The organism is Cedecea selenatireducens (genome assembly GCF_042138895.1).
Classification (GTDB): Bacteria; Pseudomonadota; Gammaproteobacteria; order Enterobacterales; family Enterobacteriaceae; genus Cedecea; species Cedecea selenatireducens.
Window position 1 is genome coordinate 349573 of the sequence record NZ_JBHIKW010000001.1, and the last position, 16425, is coordinate 365997.

Consider the following 16425-nt stretch of genomic DNA (forward strand, 5'->3'; position numbering starts at 1 on the left):
ACCCGGACTCCCGGCCAAATAAATCGACCGCTGAAGCGGCAGACCTCCGTTTTATCTCCCAGTCCTGGGTCGGCTGAGATGCGTTCCCGACGCTCTCAGCCTCCGGCCGTTCCCGACGCCCGGCCCCTGGTCAGTCGGAGAGAAAACGGAGGCGATTTAAGCCGGAACCGTGCCTCGCTTCTTATTTTTACCCTCACCCTAACCCTCTCCCTCTGGGAGAGGGAATAAACAATGTTCCCCATCGTCTGTTTTCCCCCTCTCCCTCTGGGAGAGGGCCGGGGTGAGGGTTGAATTGCCTCCCGGCTCTCATCGCCCCCGGTGACGACCCCGAGTCGTTCACCGGTTCGGGGGTTACATATAAAGTTGTATTTGAAGTGAACGGAATTTGCGCCGTCCCTACATAATCATCGTTATTTGTAACGACAAGACAGCCTAAAAAGAGTGAGCGAATGAAATCATAACTAAACATTTGCACAATAAAATCCCCTCGCCCCTTTGGGGAGAGGGTTAGGGTGAGGGGCCTTATTTTTTCTCTTTGGATAACTTCCCACCCAAAGGATTTTTCGCCAGGTAATCAGCGCACTCGGTCGTCAAACGATCCACGCGCTTCAAAGTCATGCCCGCATATTCCAGCGTATCCCCGTTACGCTCGATGCCGTAAATTTCACGCTTAACGGTCACGTTACGCAGATCGCCAGATAAATGCGTCAGCTTACCCGGAACCGCAATCACCCGCTGCCACTGGCGGCAATCAAGGGTATCACCTTCAGGCGTGACGACCAGCGAGGCAATGGCCTCCGGGCTCACCAGCTCGCTCTGCGGCCCGCTGGACTGCCAGTAGCCTGCCATGCCTGCCGGTGCCTCGGTACGCACCACCTGCCCATAATCTCTAACCTCGACGCAGCCGCTCAGTGCCACCAGCGCCGCCAATACTAAAAGCTTCTTCATCGTCTATCCTGACTGCGGAGAAAGAATAATTTTGGCATTAAAGCCCTGGGCCTGCCAGCACTTCCTCCCGAGGCATAAAAATTGATCCAGATTGATTTTTCGTCTTTTCAGCCTGTTAAGCAAAAAAGATAGGCGTATGATCGCGCCCTCTTCCGCTCCTGGCGGCACGTTCTTCTGAGTTCAGAGGCGAAAACAATGACCTGGCACTCCTTCAAACAGCAATATCTCATTACCTTCTGGAAACCGATGCCCGCCGTGATAGCGGCCGGGATCCTCTCCACCTACTACTTCGGCATCACCGGCACCTTCTGGGCGGTCACCGGCGAATTCACCCGCTGGGGCGGCCAGCTGCTACAGCTGATGGGCGTTCACGCCGAAGAATGGGGTTACTACAAGCTCATCCACCTCGACGGCAGCCCGTTGACCCGCATCGACGGCATGATGATCCTCGGCATGTTTGGCGGCTGCTTCGCGGCGGCGCTGTGGGCCAACAACGTTAAGCTGCGCCTGCCTCAGCACCGTATCCGCATCATTCAGGCGGTGCTCGGCGGCATCATTGCCGGCTTTGGCGCAAGGCTTGCGATGGGCTGCAACCTCGCGGCTTTCTTTACCGGGATCCCTCAGTTCTCGCTGCACGCGTGGTTCTTCGCCCTGGCAACCGCCATCGGCTGCTGGTTTGGCGCTCGCTTCACCCTGCTGCCGATGTTCCGCATCCCGGTTAAGCTGCAAAAAGTTTCCGCTGCCTCACCGCTGACGCAGCAGCCAGACCGCGCTAAGCGCCGCTTCCGCATGGGGATGCTGGTGTTTATCGGCATGCTGGGCTGGGGCGGTTTAACCGCCATCAACCAGCCGAAGCTGGGCCTGGCTATGCTGTTTGGCGTCGGCTTTGGGCTGCTTATCGAACGCGCGCAGATCTGCTTTACCTCGGCCTTCCGCGATATGTGGATAACCGGGCGTACCCACATGGCAAAAGCCATTATTCTGGGAATGGCGGTCAGCGCGATTGGCATCTTCAGCTATGTGCAGCTCGGCGTGGAAGCCAAAATCATGTGGGCAGGGCCGAATGCGGTTATCGGTGGCCTGCTGTTTGGCTTTGGCATCGTGCTGGCCGGTGGCTGTGAAACCGGCTGGATGTATCGCGCGGTTGAAGGCCAGGTGCACTACTGGTGGGTTGGCCTGGGCAACGTTATTGGCTCTACGCTGCTGGCCTGGTTCTGGGATGATATTTCCCCCGCGTTGGCCACCAGCTGGGACAAGGTCAACCTGCTGAATACCTTTGGGCCGCTGGGCGGGCTGCTGGTGACTTACCTGATGCTGCTCGTCGCTTATCTGCTGATCGTCGGCTGGGAGAAACGCTTCTTCCGCCGTAAAAACCAGGCTATCAACACCCCAACAGGAGAAACCGCATGAGCCAGAACATCGTGCCTGACTATCGTCTGGATATGGTGGGCGAGCCCTGTCCTTACCCGGCGGTTGCAACGCTTGAAGCGATGCCTCAGCTAAAAAAAGGCGAGATTCTGGAAGTGGTGAGCGACTGCCCGCAGTCCATCAACAACATTCCTCTCGACGCCAAAAACCACGGCTACACGGTGCTGGATATTCAGCAGGATGGCCCGACCATTCGCTATCTTATTCAGCGCTAATGATACAAGGGGCAGAGAGTTGCCCCTTTTACTAACGGACCGGCTTCACCCACGCGCCGGAGTCCAACAGGAAACGTTCCGCGCTGGCAATTTTCTCCACCGCCCTGTCCCCGTGCTTTGCCACCAGCATCGCCAGTAAACATTCAGCAATGCCCATCGCCGACACCACTGAAGGAAAGAATGACGGGCTGTGCGCGGAGAAATAAAGCGTGCTTGTGGCGTGTTCCGCAAGGGGAGAAAGCGGGGAGTCGGTCAGCGCCACGATTTTGCTTCCGGCCTGCCGGGCAGCGCCCAGCACATCAAGCGACTCACGCGAATACGGCGCAAACCCTATCATCAGCACCACATCCTTTGGCGTCAGCTCGCGGGTAAATATTTCGTAGTTACTCGCCTGGCCGTCGATGAGCGACACGTTCTTATTAAACAGGCGATAGATATAAAACAGCGTGTAGGCCACAGAATAGCTGGCGCGAAAGCCGCACACATAGACGTGTTCTGCGGCGTCCAGCACGTCCACCGCCTTTTCCATCGCCTCTGGGTTTTCGGCCTCGGTGTGGGAAAGATTGACCGCGTGGGCGTCAAATACTTCCTGATAGAGTGACGCCGTGCTGCCTTTATCCACCAGTTTTTCGGCCCTTGCCTGATGCGTTTCGTGGCTCAGGCCAAGCTCCTGAATAAAAGCTGTTTTGAATTCCCCCCAGCCGACATAGCCCAGGCGCTGGGCCAGGCGCAGCAGCGTCGCGGGTTTTACGCCAATCCGCGCAGCAAAAGCCCGCATCGAAAGCGCCACCAAATCCTTCACGTTATGCAGGCTCAGGTCAGCGGCTCGCTGCAGCTCGGGGGTTAATGTCTCGTAATGCTCTTCTAGCGTCTGTTGCGGGGTCATAGGCTGGCAGGACTCTCCCATTTAGACCGGAAGTCCCTTCCGGCACAGTAAAGGTATCATCCTGATTTTGCAGTGGAATTACTTTCCACGTCAAACGAATGCGCGCATTAAACCCATCTTACTGGCAAAAACGATACTTCGCTCAACAAACGGAGAGATAAGTCTCCATCACGCGGGAGATAATCAGCATCAGCGCGATGCAAACTCCCATAATGCTGAATGCCGCCAACAGAAAGATTAGATAAAAGCGCATTACTTGCTCCCTTAAAAGAAAAAGCCCCATAAGGGGCTTTTTTAGCGCAGCGTGTTTACCACTGCAGGGATGCACCCGCGCCCACAACAAAGTTTTGCTGTGAATCGTTTGAAACGGAGGCTTTAACCACGGTGCTTTCCGTCGCACGAGCGGAGAACCCTACCGCAAGCGCGCTCTCACCGTCGGTTGTGCCTGCCCCGGCGCCTACGGAAAACGTCGCGCCCTGGGTTACCTGGGGAATGTTAGCCATCGCGGCAACGCCGGCAATACCCGCAGAGGCACGTTGACGGTTTTCGTCCACCCGATCTTTTAAGCGGTTAAAGCTACTGCTGTTGACGGTATTGGCTTCCAGGGCATCAATACGTGATTCATGGTCGGCCAGCTCAGCGGTATGCGCCGCCACGGCCTGATTGGTTTTGTCCAGCGCGGCTTTGTTGGCTTCGGCATTTGCCATCGCGGCGTCAGCTCTTGAACGTGCATAAGCCCCGGTATTTTGTGCGCCCAGAACATCCTGGCCCAGCGAAGCAATCGCCGCCTGGTTAGCACTCACGCCTGCTTCAGTTGCAAGCAAAACCCTGGCATTTCTTTTTACGTCAATATCGAACTGTTCGAGATTGTAGAAGCCGGCCAATCCTGACACCGTGTTTCCGCCGAGGGTATCCGCCACTATCGTGAATTTTCCGTTATTGCCCGTTACCTCATAAGAAGTTTCGTCGGCCCAGGAATAATGACTAATAAAAACGCCCAGAATTAACGCTAAAGTTGCCTTTTTCATGCTAAAAACCTACTATATATTCGCTTGTGAAGATTTAGTAAAATCCGATCAAATCGATAGTTAACCGGCTGCAACCGGTTAACTATCACCTCAATAATTTATTAAGCACCATCACTCTTCTTTATTTAATACGTTATTCCCTTAATAGTTTCGCCAGAAATTAAATAAGCTTTATCGACTTTCTTTAACCCTCGATCTTTCTCTCACCCCATGAGGCGCGCACCCGACAGCCCAGCAGGACGTTCAGTCGTCACGCTGTCATTTTTCAATTAACAATATACTTATGGTCGGCTATTCATTTCCCTGATGCGATATGAACCTGTTCGAATATCACCCAGAAAAAAATAAAATAATAATAATGTGTGATAATTCCGGCGCTGAATATGCATTGCAATGCGGGGGGAAAGTTTGATCTGCGTCATGCCATTTAGCATTCATTGGGCATAAAACGAGAAAATTCCGAGTGTCTTTCATATGAAATATTCAGTTGTTAATCGAATATTATAAAAAGGTTTAGCGTGCGGAATAATACAGAATTGAAATAAGAATGATAATTAATAGTGCTTGTAATAGAGGAGTAAAAGGCCCGTCGTAGACCTTTTCCCCGCTAAAACCGTGCTGGTGTCACTACACCTGCATGTTCATCACTTCCTGGTAGGCTGCGACCAGCTTGTTACGTACCTGAATACCCATCGCCAGAGAAACGGAAGATTTTTGCAAATCGACCATTACGTCATTCAGCGCTACGCCAGGGGTGCCCAGGGCAAACTTCTCTGACTGCGCGCGCGCGGTATTGGACGTTTCGCTGATGCGTCCTAAAGCCGCCTGCAGCTCGCCGGCAAAACTGACCGTTGGCGCAGCAGCCGATGCCGCGGGATTGGTCGCCGCCAGCGCGGTCGTCTGAAGTTGTTGCAGTACGCCTTCGATACCCTGAATTGCCATTTTTTAGCCCCGTTTTTGTTAAGCGGGACAAGATTACCACCTTGTCAATAGGATAAAGGCGTTAAATAGACGTAAAAAATAGAGCTAATTCAGCCATCGAAATTTCCCGAAACGAAAATAATGACACTGCCATCCATATGGAACTTTTGTCGTGTTTGTCGACCCGGGAGTCAGTCTTGTTCACTCATTACTCTAAAAATTTTGTCAACGCTAAGCCGCGAGGTGTGGAATGACCACTGCTGCTCAGGCACAAACGCCGCAAAACAAGACTCTTGAGTGGTTGAATCGCCTTCGTGCAAATCCAAGAATTCCACTGATGATGGGCGGAGCCGCCGCCGTTGCCGTGCTGGTGGCCCTGGTACTGTGGGCAAAAGCGCCTGATTACCGCGTGCTTTACAGCAATCTCGCCGATCAGGACGGGGGCGCGATTGTGACCCAGCTTCAGCAAATGAATATCCCCTACCGCTTCTCAGACAACGGTAGCGCCATTATGGTCCCGGCAGATAACGTCTACGATCTGCGTCTACGCCTGGCTCAGCAAGGTCTGCCGAAAGGCGGCGCCGTGGGCTTCGAGCTTCTGGATCAGGAAAAGTTTGGTATCAGTCAGTTTAGCGAGCAGGTGAACTACCAGCGCGCGCTGGAAGGCGAACTGGCCCGCACTATCGAAACGCTTGGCCCGGTGAAAAACGCCCGCGTTCACCTTGCGATGCCAAAACCTTCTCTGTTTGTTCGTGAGCAAAAATCCCCTTCCGCCTCCGTTACCCTGAGCCTTGAACCTGGCCGCGCGCTGGACGAAGGGCAAATCAACGCCGTCGTGCACATGGTTTCCAGCGCCGTGGCGGGTTTACCGCCGGGTAACGTCACGCTGGTTGACCAGGCAGGCCACCTGCTGACCCAGTCGAACAACGCCGGACGCGATCTTAACGATGCGCAGCTCAAATACGCCAACGACGTTGAAAGCCGCTACCAGCGCCGCATTGAATCTATCCTCGGGCCGATAGTTGGCAACGGCAACGTTCACGCCCAGGTCACCGCGCAGATTGATTTTGCTAATAAAGAGCAGACCGAAGAGCAATACCACCCGAACGGCGATCCGGCTCAAACGGCGGTGCGTTCACGCCAGCTGAACCAGACCTCTCAGGTTAACGGCCAGTTCCCTGGCGGCGTGCCGGGCGCGCTTTCCAACCAGCCCGCTCCGGCTAACACGGCGCCAATTTCAACGCCGCCGCAGAACAATAACCAGGCCAATCAGCAGGCCAATAACGGCCAGCAGAACCAGACCAGCACGTCCAGCCAGAACGGCAGCAGCAACACGTCACGTGACGAAACCACCAACTATGAAGTGGACCGCACCATTCGCCACACCAAGCTGAACGTGGGCGATATCCAGCGCCTGTCGGTAGCCGTGGTGGTGAACTACCGCACGCTTGCCGACGGCAAACCTTTGCCGCTGACCGCCGATCAGATGAAGCAGATTGAAAACCTGACGCGTGAAGCGATGGGCTATTCAGAAACCCGTGGCGACACCCTGAACGTGGTCAACTCTCAGTTTACCGCCACCGAAGACGACGCCGGCAGCAACCTGCCATTCTGGAAGTCTCCGGCCTTCTTCGACATGCTGCTCTCCGCAGGTCGCTGGCTGATTGTGTTGATTGTCGCCTGGCTGATATGGCGTAAAGCGATTCGTCCGCAGCTGACTCGCCGCGCGGAAATCCTGAAAGCCACTAACGAAGCGAAGCAGAGCGTTAAAGCCGAAGAAGAAGCCGTGGCCGTTACGCTTAGCCGTGACGAGCAACAGCAGCAGCGTAAAGCTAACCAGCGCCTGAGCGCAGAAGTCATGAGTCAGCGAATTCGTGATATGTCCGATAACGATCCTCGCGTAGTCGCGCTGGTGATCCGCCAATGGATGAGTACTGAAATATGAGTATGACCGGAACCGAAAAGAGCGCCATCCTGCTGATGACCATTGGTGAAGACCGCGCCGCGGAGGTGTTCAAGCACCTCAGCCCGCGTGAAGTGCAGCATTTAAGTGCCGCGATGGCGAACACCCATCAGATCTCCAACAAAGTCCTGACCGAAGTGCTGGCGGAGTTTGAGCAGGAAGCGGAACAGTTCGCGGCGCTGAGCATCAACGCCAACGACTACCTGCGTACCGTATTGATCAAGGCGCTGGGCGAAGAACGCGCCTCCAGCCTGCTGGAAGATATTCTCGAAACGCGCGACACCACGAGCGGCATCGAAACGCTCAACTTTATGGAGCCGCAGAGCGCCGCAGACCTTATTCGCGACGAGCACCCGCAGATCATCGCCACCATTCTGGTTCACCTCAAGCGTGGCCAGGCCGCGGACATTCTGGCGCTGTTCGACGAGCGCCTGCGCAACGACGTGATGCTGCGTATCGCCACCTTTGGCGGCGTCCAGCCTGCCGCGCTGGCGGAGCTGACCGAGGTACTGAACAACCTGCTCGACGGCCAGAACCTCAAGCGCAGCAAAATGGGCGGCGTAAGAACCGCTGCGGAAATCATCAACCTGATGAAAACCCAGCAGGAAGAGGCCGTTATTACCGCCGTGCGCGACTTCGACGGCGAGCTGGCGCAGAAAATCATCGACGAGATGTTCCTGTTCGAAAACCTCGTGGCCGTCGACGACCGCAGCATCCAGCGTCTTCTGCAGGAAGTGGAGTCCGAATCTCTGCTTATCGCCCTCAAAGGCGCGGAGCAGGCCCTGCGCGAGAAGTTCCTGCGCAACATGTCCCAGCGTGCGGCGGACATCCTGCGCGACGACCTTGCCAACCGTGGCCCGGTACGTCTGTCGCAGGTCGAAAACGAACAGAAAGCTATCCTGCTCATCGTGCGTCGCCTGGCGGAGACCGGCGAAATGGTAATCGGCACCAGCGAGGATACCTATGTCTAATACGCTGCCATGGAAACGCTGGACGCCTGACGACCTTGCCTTCCCAACGCCGGTTTTCGAAGAGATTGTGATGCCGGAAGCCAGTACAGAAGAGGAAGAGCAGGAAAGCGAGCCGGACCTCCAGCAAACGCTGGCGATGATGCAGGCTCAGGCGCGTGAACAGGGCCACAGCGCGGGCTTTGCCGCAGGGCACGATCAGGGCGTAGAAGAAGGCCGCAAGGCCGGATTCCAGCAGGGGCTTGAGCAGGGCATCAATGAAGCCCGTCAGCAGCAGGCTCCGGTGCACGCACGTATGCAGCAGCTGGTGAGCGAGTTCCAGTACACGCTGGACGCGCTGGACAGCGTTATCGCCTCCCGCCTGATGCAAATGGCGCTGGAAGCCGCTCGCCAGGTCATCGGCGAGACGCCAGCGGTCGATAACAATGCGCTGATCAAACAGATTCAGGGACTGCTGATGCAGGAGCCGTTGTTCAGCGGTAAACCGCAGCTTCGCGTCCACCCGGATGATTTGCAGCGGGTAGAAGAAATGCTGGGTGCCACGCTAAGCCTGCACGGCTGGCGCCTTCGCGGTGACCCAGGCCTGCATCAGGGCGGCTGCAAAGTCTCCGCCGATGAGGGCGATCTCGACGCCAGCGTGGCAACCCGCTGGCAAGAACTTTGCCGTCTGGCCGCGCCGGGAGTGCTCTGATGACCGCCCGCCTCACCCGTTGGCTGAACACGCTCGATAACTTCGAAGCGCGGATGGTAGAACTGCCGTCCGTTCGTCGCTACGGCCGCCTGACCCGCGCCACCGGCCTGGTTCTGGAAGCCACCGGCCTGCAGCTGCCGCTGGGAGCGACCTGCATCATTGAGCAGCACGATCGCGAAGTCGAATGTGAAGTGGTCGGTTTTAACGGCCACAAGCTGTTCCTGATGCCGCTCGAAGAAGTCGAAGGCATTTTGCCAGGGGCCAGGGTTTATGCCCGCTCGGCCACGGCGGAAGGCCTGCACAGCGGTAAAAAATTACCGCTCGGCCCGGCGCTGCTGGGGCGCGTGCTTGACGGCAGCGGTCGCCCGCTCGACGGCCTGCCTTCACCGGATACCGACCTGATGGGCGCGCTTGGCGCTGCGCCGTTTAACCCGCTCCAGCGTACGGCCATTGAACATGTCCTCGATGTTGGCGTACGCCCGATTAACGCCCTGCTGACCGTAGGTCGCGGCCAGCGTATGGGCCTGTTTGCCGGCTCCGGCGTCGGTAAAAGCGTCCTGCTCGGCATGATGGCGCGTTACACCCAGGCCGACGTAATCGTCGTGGGCCTGATCGGCGAACGTGGGCGCGAAGTAAAAGATTTTATCGAGAACATTCTCGGAGCCGAAGGCCGCGCGCGTTCGGTAGTCATTGCCGCTCCGGCGGACGTTTCCCCGCTGCTGCGCATGCAGGGTGCCGCCTACGCCACGCGTATCGCAGAAGACTTCCGCGACCGTGGCCAGCACGTGCTGCTGATCATGGACTCGCTGACCCGTTACGCGATGGCGCAGCGTGAAATTGCCCTCGCCATCGGCGAACCGCCGGCCACCAAAGGCTATCCGCCTTCGGTATTCGCCAAGCTCCCGGCGCTGGTTGAACGCGCGGGCAACGGCATTCACGGCGGCGGTTCGATTACCGCTTTTTATACCGTACTCACCGAAGGCGACGATCAGCAGGACCCGATTGCCGACTCCGCGCGAGCCATTCTTGACGGCCACATTGTGCTGTCGCGCCGCCTGGCAGAAGCGGGCCACTACCCGGCCATCGACATCGAAGCTTCTATCAGCCGTGCCATGACATCGTTGATTACCGAGCAGCATTACGCCCGGGTACGTCGTTTCAAACAGCTGTTATCCAGCTTCCAGCGCAACCGTGATTTGGTCAGCGTGGGGGCTTACGCCAAAGGCAGCGATCCGATGCTCGATAAGGCCATTGAACTGTGGCCGCATCTGGAAGCATTCCTGCAACAAGGCATTTTTGAACGCGCAAGCTGGGAAGAAGCCTGCCTCGCACTGGAGGCGCTCTTCCCAACGGTTTGATGAGAGGTGACCATGAACCAAAACAGCGCACTGGATACATTACGTGAGCTCGCCGCCCAGGAAGTAGAAAAAGCGGCGATTCGTTTAGGGGAGATGCGCCGGGGCTGTCAACAGGCAGAAGAGCAGCTCAATATGCTGATTAACTATCAGTTTGAGTACAGCAACAGCCTGAATAACAACATGAGCCAGGGGATTGCCAGCACCCGCTGGCAAAACTACCAGCAGTTTATACGCACGCTGGAAAAAGCTATCGACCAGCACCGCCAGCAGCTGATGCAGTGGACCAATAAAGTCGACCAGGCATTGGGCGCGTGGCAGGAAAAACAAAAGCGCCTGCAGGCATGGCAAACCCTGCAGGACAGAAAGGCAGCGGAGCTGTTGCTCGCAGAGAACAGACTCGATCAGAAGCAGATGGACGAATACGCCCAGCGGGCCACATTGAGGAAAGGTGAATGATCGCATTGCCAAAAATTCTGTTAAACAACGGGGCCGATACCGCTGCGACCGGGGATGTAAAAGGCACGGGCGCGGATGGCAAAGGCTTCGGCGAAGGCTTTTTAGATTTGCTGAGTAAAGCCCTGCCGGGCAAGGTCGAGCTGGAAGACGGCAAATCTCTGCCTCTGGGCGCAGCCTTAAGCAAAGTCGCGGCCACTAATGCAGCGAAAGGCGACGCCAAAGATGGCCAGGCGGTGCTGAACGAATTGCTCAGTACGCCGGAGCAGCCAGAAGCGCTGTCCGCCCTGCTCGCCTCCATCGGCAAAACCGACGCGAGCGGCAAGCCAGAACTGGCAGATAAAGACGCCAAAAGCGACAAGCCGCTGAGCGACGCCGAGCTGCAAACGCTGAGCGCGCTGCTTGCCATGCTGCCGCAGCCGGTTTCCGCCGCACAGCCCGCGACGCTGGGTAAAACCGGTGCCAGCATCGATACAAAAGCGTTATCTGCGCTGACCACGGCGGGTAATTCCGCAGGCAAAAGTGCCACGGATAGCCTGCTGCCGGCCGACGCTAACGCTAAAAAAGCGGCCCCGGCAACCTCGGCCCTTGTTGACAGCAAAACCGCAGCGGCAACGGCTGCCTCCGTGGCTCAGCAGCCCGCTGACGATAAAGCCCAACTGGCCGCCAACAAAGGTGGCGACGGCCGTGACAACGCGCCTCTGCAGGTAAATAACACGGCCCCGGTTACGCCTCAGATAACCCCGGCCATCAGCAGCGCCACCATCGCCACCCCGACGACCACGCACATCGCCACCCCAACGGCGCCGATGATCAGCGCCCAGTTGGGAAGCCATGAGTGGCAACAGCAGATTTCTCAGCACGTGACGCTGTTCACCCGCCAGGGCCAGCACAGCGCCGAGCTGAGATTGCACCCGGAAGATCTCGGTCAGGTGCAAATTAGTCTAAAACTAGAAGATAACCAGGCGCAGCTGCAGATGATGTCCCCGCACAGCCACGTGCGTGCCGCGCTGGAAGCCGCGCTGCCAACCCTGCGCACGGCGCTGGCGGAAAGCGGTATTCAACTGGGGCAGAGCAACATCAGCAGCGAAAGCTTTGCCCAGCAGCAATCTGGCCAACAGCAACAGCAGCAAAGCGCCCGCGGCACGGAGCGTTTCTCGCTTAACGGCAGCGACGCAGAACCGTTGCCGGTGGCCGATAGCCTGCAGCGTCTGGCCAACAGCAACGGCGCGGTGGATATCTTTGCCTGAGCCCCGTTGACGGGTAAACGCCAGAGCTAGCGACAATAAACGCGTGTTTTCCGGGCTTTGACCGCCCGGAGACACGGGATAATTGCTATTCAGCAGTACCGATACAGGAATAAAGCGTTCAATGACTGATACCGCTATCACGAAAGGCCGTAAGCGCGCCATCTGGGTGCCGATACTGGTTCTTATCACACTCGCCGCATGCGCAACCGCAGGCTATAGCTACTGGCGCATGCAGCAAACGCCAGCCACTGCCCAGGCCAAAGCGCCTGAGCCACCGCCTGCGCCAGTGTTCTTCGCTCTGGATACCTTTACCGTCAATCTGGGTGATGCGGATCGCGTCCTGTACATCGGCGTTACGCTTCGCCTGAAAGATGAAGCCACCCGCCAGCGCCTGAGCGAATTCCTGCCGGAAGTCCGCAGCCGCCTGCTGCTGCTGTTCTCTCGTCAGGATGCCAACCAGCTCGCCACCGATGCGGGCAAGCAGAAGCTGGTAGAAGCGATCAAAACTACTCTGGCGCCGCCTCTGGTCGCCGGGCAACCTCAACAGGTAGTCAGCGACGTGCTGTATACCGCCTTTATTTTGCGGTAACTCCATGGGCGACAGTATTCTTTCTCAGGCCGAAATCGATGCGCTGTTAAACGGCGACAGTGAGAATAAAGACGAGCCGAAGGCCGGGACGCCGGGCGAAACCGACATTCGTCCTTATGACCCGAACACCCAGCGTCGCGTTGTGCGTGAGCGCCTGCAGGCGCTGGAAATCATTAACGAGCGTTTTTCTCGTCAGTTCCGTATGGGGCTGTTTAACCTGCTGCGCCGTAGCCCGGACATTACCGTCGGGGCGATTCGTATTCAGCCGTACCACGAGTTTGCCCGCAACCTGCCGGTGCCAACCAACCTGAACCTGATCCACCTTAAGCCGCTGCGCGGCACCGGGCTGCTGGTCTTTTCACCAAGCCTGGTGTTTATTGCGGTCGACAACCTGTTCGGCGGTGACGGGCGCTTCCCGACCAAAGTGGAAGGCCGCGAGTTCACCCACACCGAGCAGCGCGTTATCAACCGCATGCTGAAGCTGGCGCTGGAATCCTACAGCGACGCGTGGAAGGCGATTTATCCGCTGGACGTGGAATACGTTCGTTCGGAAATGCAGGTCAAGTTTACCAATATCACCACGTCGCCTAACGACATCGTGGTTAACACCCCGTTCCACGTCGAAATTGGCAACCTGACCGGTGAGTTCAACATCTGTCTGCCGTTCAGCATGATTGAGCCGCTGCGCGAGCTGCTGGTGAATCCTCCGCTGGAGAACTCACGTCAGGAAGATCAAAGCTGGCGCGACACCCTGGTGCGTCAGGTGCAGCATTCCGAGCTGGAGTTGGTGGCGAACTTCGCCGATATCCCGCTGCGGTTGTCCCAAATCCTAAAACTGAAACCTGGCGATGTGCTGCCCATCGAAAAGCCAGATCGTATTATCGCGCATGTAGACGGCGTACCGGTATTGACCAGCCAGTACGGCACGGTCAACGGCCAGTATGCCCTGCGCGTCGAACATTTGATCAACCCGATATTGAATTCGCTGAATGAGGAACAGCCCAAATGAGTGATATTAATCAACCGTCCGATGACAATGCAGGCTCAGTGGACGATCTGTGGGCTGATGCGTTAAACGAGCAGAAAAGTTCCGGAAAAAGTACCGCAGACAACGTGTTCCGCGCGCTGGAAGGTAATGATATTGCCGGTAACGTGCAGGATATCGACCTGATTATGGATATTCCGGTCAAACTGACCGTCGAACTGGGCCGCACCCGTATGACCATCAAAGAGCTGCTGCGCCTGACGCAGGGTTCCGTGGTGGCGCTTGACGGGCTGGCCGGTGAGCCGCTGGATATTCTGATCAACGGTTACCTGATTGCCCAGGGTGAAGTGGTGGTGGTGGCCGACAAATACGGCGTGCGTATTACCGACATCATTACCCCGTCAGAACGTATGCGTCGCCTGAGCCGCTAAATGAAAACCCAGGCCACCGTCAGTCAGCCTACCGTCAACGCCAGTTCGCCGCTTGTTCAGGTGAGCGGCGCGTTGGCCGGTATTGTTATTTTTATCCTGGTGGCCGCGTGGCTGGCCAGGCGCTTTGGTTTCACCGGCGCGGGCGTTGGCGCAAAAAAGTCGCTGAATATTAGCGCCAGCGTGAGCGTAGGCCCGCGCGAGCGCGTGGTGGTGGTGGACGTTGAGGACGCTCGCCTGGTGCTCGGCGTGACGTCCACCCAAATAACCCATCTGCACACATTGCCTCCGGCGCCTGCCGCAGACGTTGTGGAAAAAGCGCCTGCGCCTGCTGATTTCCAGAAATTGATGAAGAACCTGCTTAAACGTAACGGGAAAGATTGATGAAACGGTTGCTAACGCTCTCGTTACCGGGCTTATTTTTGCTGCTCCCTGCCGCCGCCTTTGCGCAGTTACCGGGCCTGATAAGCCAGCCCCTCGCCAACGGCGGGCAGAGCTGGTCGCTGCCGGTGCAAACGCTGGTCTTTATTACTTCCCTGACCTTCCTGCCGGCCATTCTGCTGATGATGACCAGCTTCACGCGCATCATTATTGTGTTTGGCCTGCTGCGTAACGCCCTCGGCACCCCGTCCGCACCGCCTAACCAGGTGCTGGTCGGCCTGGCTTTGTTTCTGACCTTTTTTATTATGTCGCCGGTGTTCGACAAAATTTATAGCGACGCCTACCAGCCTTTCAGCGAAGACAAAATATCGATGGAAGTCGCCATCGATAAAGGCGCTCAGCCGCTGCGTGAGTTTATGCTGCGCCAGACGCGTGAAGCAGACCTGGCGCTGTTTGCTCGCCTCGCCAATACGCAGCCGCTGCAGGGACCGGAAGCGGTGCCTATGCGCATCTTGCTGCCGGCTTACGTCACCAGCGAGCTGAAAACGGCGTTCCAGATTGGCTTTACGGTGTTTATTCCGTTCCTGATTATTGACCTCGTGATTGCCAGCGTCCTGATGGCGCTCGGGATGATGATGGTTCCCCCTGCGACAATTGCCCTGCCCTTTAAGCTGATGCTTTTCGTGCTGGTAGACGGCTGGCAGCTGTTGGTGGGTTCATTAGCGCAAAGTTTTTACAGCTAGCGGAGAGAGAAAATGACGCCAGAATCGGTCATGATGATGGGCACCGAAGCCATGAAGGTCGCCCTTGCCCTTGCGGCACCTCTGCTGCTGGTGGCGCTGATAAGCGGCCTGGTCATCAGCCTGCTGCAGGCGGCGACGCAGATTAACGAAATGACGCTGTCTTTCATTCCAAAAATCCTGGCGGTGTTCGTGACTATCGTTATCGCCGGGCCGTGGATGCTCAACCTGCTGCTGGACTACATGCGCTCTCTGCTGACTAATCTGCCGAACACCATTGGATGATCCACGTTGACAGCAACCAGTGGCTTAACTGGCTGAGTCTCTATTTTTGGCCGCTGCTGCGCGTGCTCGCGCTTATCATGTCGGCGCCAATTCTTAGCGAGCGTTCGATCCCCAAGCGCGTCAAAATCGGCCTCGGCCTGATGATAACTTTCATCATCGCGCCTTCCCTGCCCGCAACCGGCGTAACGATTTTTTCCGCCGCCGGGTTTTGGCTGGCAATGCAGCAAATTCTTATTGGCGTAGCGCTGGGTTTTACGATGCAGTTCGCGTTTGCCGCCGTGCGTACCGCCGGGGAAATTGTTGGCCTGCAGATGGGCCTTTCCTTTGCCACGTTCTTCGATCCCGGCAGCCGCCTCAACATGCCGGTACTGGCCAGGTTTCTGGATATTCTGGCGATGCTGCTGTTTCTCACCTTTAACGGCCATTTATGGCTGATTTCGATGCTGGTCGATACCTTTCACACCTTGCCCATCGGCGGCAATCCGATCAACGGCAACGCCTTTATGGCGCTGACGCGAGCAGGCGGGCTTATATTCCTCAATGGCCTGATGCTGGCGCTGCCGTTAGTCACTTTGTTACTTACCCTTAACATCGCCCTGGGCCTGTTAAACCGTATGGCGCCCCAGCTATCGGTATTTGTTATCGGCTTTCCGGTCACCTTGTCTATCGGGATGCTAATTTTTATGGTAATGATGCCGCTTATCGCCCCCTTCACCGAGCATTTATTCGGCGAGATTTTTGACCTTCTCGCGGATATAGTCAGCGAAATCCCCGCAAATTAATTCCCACACCTTTCATGATGCCTCTCTGAGGATATTCCTAAAAAAAATTGTTAATAACATCCGCCAAGATATATCTGGCGCGGAATATAAGTTTTTACCTTGCTCACAATACGCAACATTCACTTT

At 56.7% G+C, this 16425-nt stretch carries 18 protein-coding genes and 1 pseudogene; 15 read left to right on the forward strand and 4 right to left on the reverse strand.

All coding sequences use genetic code 11. The features are described from left to right. Positions 1 to 522: 522 nt before the first annotated feature. Complete coding sequence (yedD, locus tag ACE38U_RS01655) at positions 523 to 948, reverse strand: lipoprotein YedD (RefSeq protein WP_038481635.1); 426 nt, start codon at positions 946 to 948, stop codon at positions 523 to 525. Between the two features lie 162 nt (positions 949 to 1110). Between yedD and yedE the strand changes: the two are divergent. Then, positions 1111 to 2358, forward strand: a pseudogene (yedE, locus tag ACE38U_RS01660) (selenium metabolism membrane protein YedE/FdhT); the annotation flags it as partial. Then, positions 2355 to 2591 (forward strand): sulfurtransferase-like selenium metabolism protein YedF, encoded by a 237-nt coding sequence (yedF, locus tag ACE38U_RS01665; RefSeq protein ID WP_016537040.1) that lies wholly within the window; start codon positions 2355 to 2357, stop codon positions 2589 to 2591. The pseudogene yedE and the gene yedF, both read left to right, overlap by 4 nt. A gap of 31 nt (positions 2592 to 2622) precedes the next feature. On the opposite strand, the gene ACE38U_RS01670 is transcribed toward yedF, so the two are convergent. The 3 genes from ACE38U_RS01670 to fliE all read right to left on the reverse strand — a co-directional run bounded on the left by ACE38U_RS01670 (position 2623) and on the right by fliE (position 5447). Continuing rightward, positions 2623 to 3477: a MurR/RpiR family transcriptional regulator gene (locus ACE38U_RS01670; protein ID WP_038481629.1), complete on the reverse strand. Its 855-nt coding sequence runs from the start codon at positions 3475 to 3477 to the stop codon at positions 2623 to 2625. 308 nt (positions 3478 to 3785) lie between these two features. Further along, positions 3786 to 4505, reverse strand: coding sequence for a YadA C-terminal domain-containing protein (locus ACE38U_RS01675; protein WP_375529034.1), 720 nt, complete (start codon positions 4503 to 4505; stop codon positions 3786 to 3788). Between the two features lie 627 nt (positions 4506 to 5132). Continuing rightward, positions 5133 to 5447, reverse strand: a complete 315-nt coding sequence (fliE, locus tag ACE38U_RS01680) for a flagellar hook-basal body complex protein FliE (RefSeq protein WP_038481626.1) — start codon at positions 5445 to 5447, stop codon at positions 5133 to 5135. 229 nt (positions 5448 to 5676) lie between these two features. On the opposite strand from fliE, the gene fliF reads away from it, so the two are divergent. The 13 genes from fliF to fliR all read left to right on the forward strand — a co-directional run bounded on the left by fliF (position 5677) and on the right by fliR (position 16299). After that, on the forward strand, positions 5677 to 7371 hold the full coding sequence (fliF, locus tag ACE38U_RS01685) for a flagellar basal-body MS-ring/collar protein FliF (RefSeq protein ID WP_375529035.1): 1695 nt from the start codon (positions 5677 to 5679) through the stop codon (positions 7369 to 7371). Next, entirely contained in the window at positions 7368 to 8360 is a 993-nt protein-coding gene (fliG, locus tag ACE38U_RS01690; protein WP_038481620.1) for a flagellar motor switch protein FliG, read from the forward strand. Before fliF ends, fliG begins: the two co-directional genes overlap by 4 nt. After that, positions 8353 to 9048, forward strand: a complete 696-nt coding sequence (gene fliH / locus ACE38U_RS01695) for a flagellar assembly protein FliH (RefSeq protein WP_038481617.1) — start codon at positions 8353 to 8355, stop codon at positions 9046 to 9048. Before fliG ends, fliH begins: the two co-directional genes overlap by 8 nt. After that, positions 9048 to 10406: a flagellar protein export ATPase FliI gene (gene fliI, locus ACE38U_RS01700; RefSeq protein WP_038481615.1), complete on the forward strand. Its 1359-nt coding sequence runs from the start codon at positions 9048 to 9050 to the stop codon at positions 10404 to 10406. The genes fliH and fliI overlap by 1 nt, the downstream gene beginning before the upstream one ends. A 12-nt stretch (positions 10407 to 10418) precedes the next feature. Further along, on the forward strand, positions 10419 to 10862 hold the full coding sequence (gene fliJ, locus ACE38U_RS01705; RefSeq protein ID WP_038481612.1) for a flagellar export protein FliJ: 444 nt from the start codon (positions 10419 to 10421) through the stop codon (positions 10860 to 10862). Continuing rightward, positions 10859 to 12109, forward strand: coding sequence for a flagellar hook-length control protein FliK (locus ACE38U_RS01710; RefSeq protein WP_375529036.1), 1251 nt, complete (start codon positions 10859 to 10861; stop codon positions 12107 to 12109). Before fliJ ends, ACE38U_RS01710 begins: the two co-directional genes overlap by 4 nt. 121 nt (positions 12110 to 12230) lie before the next feature. Continuing rightward, positions 12231 to 12698, forward strand: a complete 468-nt coding sequence (gene fliL, locus ACE38U_RS01715) for a flagellar basal body-associated protein FliL (RefSeq protein WP_038481606.1) — start codon at positions 12231 to 12233, stop codon at positions 12696 to 12698. A 4-nt stretch (positions 12699 to 12702) separates the two neighbouring features. Continuing rightward, positions 12703 to 13707 (forward strand): flagellar motor switch protein FliM, encoded by a 1005-nt coding sequence (gene fliM / locus ACE38U_RS01720; RefSeq protein ID WP_038481602.1) that lies wholly within the window; start codon positions 12703 to 12705, stop codon positions 13705 to 13707. Then, on the forward strand, positions 13704 to 14114 hold the full coding sequence (fliN, locus tag ACE38U_RS01725) for a flagellar motor switch protein FliN (RefSeq protein ID WP_008458131.1): 411 nt from the start codon (positions 13704 to 13706) through the stop codon (positions 14112 to 14114). The genes fliM and fliN overlap by 4 nt, the downstream gene beginning before the upstream one ends. Continuing rightward, positions 14115 to 14495, forward strand: a complete 381-nt coding sequence (fliO, locus tag ACE38U_RS01730; RefSeq protein WP_375529037.1) for a flagellar biosynthetic protein FliO — start codon at positions 14115 to 14117, stop codon at positions 14493 to 14495. It abuts the gene before it with no gap. Then, positions 14495 to 15235: a flagellar type III secretion system pore protein FliP gene (fliP, locus tag ACE38U_RS01735; RefSeq protein WP_038481596.1), complete on the forward strand. Its 741-nt coding sequence runs from the start codon at positions 14495 to 14497 to the stop codon at positions 15233 to 15235. Before fliO ends, fliP begins: the two co-directional genes overlap by 1 nt. A gap of 12 nt (positions 15236 to 15247) precedes the next feature. After that, positions 15248 to 15517, forward strand: a complete 270-nt coding sequence (gene fliQ, locus ACE38U_RS01740) for a flagellar biosynthesis protein FliQ (protein WP_008458124.1) — start codon at positions 15248 to 15250, stop codon at positions 15515 to 15517. Next, positions 15514 to 16299 (forward strand): flagellar biosynthetic protein FliR, encoded by a 786-nt coding sequence (gene fliR, locus ACE38U_RS01745; RefSeq protein ID WP_038481591.1) that lies wholly within the window; start codon positions 15514 to 15516, stop codon positions 16297 to 16299. Before fliQ ends, fliR begins: the two co-directional genes overlap by 4 nt. The last annotated feature ends 126 nt before the right edge of the window (positions 16300 to 16425 follow it).

Bases quoted from the DNA above. Each gene is read 5' to 3' on its own strand.
- fliP (WP_038481596.1), top strand. From the start codon at position 14,495: ATGAAACGGTTGCTAACGCTCTCGTTACCGGGCTTATTTTTGCTGCTC.
- fliN (WP_008458131.1), top strand. From the start codon at position 13,704: ATGAGTGATATTAATCAACCGTCCGATGACAATGCAGGCTCAGTGGAC.
- fliE (WP_038481626.1), bottom strand. From the start codon at position 5,447: ATGGCAATTCAGGGTATCGAAGGCGTACTGCAACAACTTCAGACGACC.
- fliR (WP_038481591.1), top strand. From the start codon at position 15,514: ATGATCCACGTTGACAGCAACCAGTGGCTTAACTGGCTGAGTCTCTAT.
- fliO (WP_375529037.1), top strand. From the start codon at position 14,115: ATGAAAACCCAGGCCACCGTCAGTCAGCCTACCGTCAACGCCAGTTCG.
- ACE38U_RS01675 (WP_375529034.1), bottom strand. From the start codon at position 4,505: ATGAAAAAGGCAACTTTAGCGTTAATTCTGGGCGTTTTTATTAGTCAT.
- fliH (WP_038481617.1), top strand. From the start codon at position 8,353: ATGTCTAATACGCTGCCATGGAAACGCTGGACGCCTGACGACCTTGCC.
- fliJ (WP_038481612.1), top strand. From the start codon at position 10,419: ATGAACCAAAACAGCGCACTGGATACATTACGTGAGCTCGCCGCCCAG.
- yedD (WP_038481635.1), bottom strand. From the start codon at position 948: ATGAAGAAGCTTTTAGTATTGGCGGCGCTGGTGGCACTGAGCGGCTGC.
- ACE38U_RS01710 (WP_375529036.1), top strand. From the start codon at position 10,859: ATGATCGCATTGCCAAAAATTCTGTTAAACAACGGGGCCGATACCGCT.
- fliQ (WP_008458124.1), top strand. From the start codon at position 15,248: ATGACGCCAGAATCGGTCATGATGATGGGCACCGAAGCCATGAAGGTC.
- ACE38U_RS01670 (WP_038481629.1), bottom strand. From the start codon at position 3,477: ATGACCCCGCAACAGACGCTAGAAGAGCATTACGAGACATTAACCCCC.
- fliI (WP_038481615.1), top strand. From the start codon at position 9,048: ATGACCGCCCGCCTCACCCGTTGGCTGAACACGCTCGATAACTTCGAA.
- fliL (WP_038481606.1), top strand. From the start codon at position 12,231: ATGACTGATACCGCTATCACGAAAGGCCGTAAGCGCGCCATCTGGGTG.
- fliM (WP_038481602.1), top strand. From the start codon at position 12,703: ATGGGCGACAGTATTCTTTCTCAGGCCGAAATCGATGCGCTGTTAAAC.
- fliG (WP_038481620.1), top strand. From the start codon at position 7,368: ATGAGTATGACCGGAACCGAAAAGAGCGCCATCCTGCTGATGACCATT.
- fliF (WP_375529035.1), top strand. From the start codon at position 5,677: ATGACCACTGCTGCTCAGGCACAAACGCCGCAAAACAAGACTCTTGAG.
- yedF (WP_016537040.1), top strand. From the start codon at position 2,355: ATGAGCCAGAACATCGTGCCTGACTATCGTCTGGATATGGTGGGCGAG.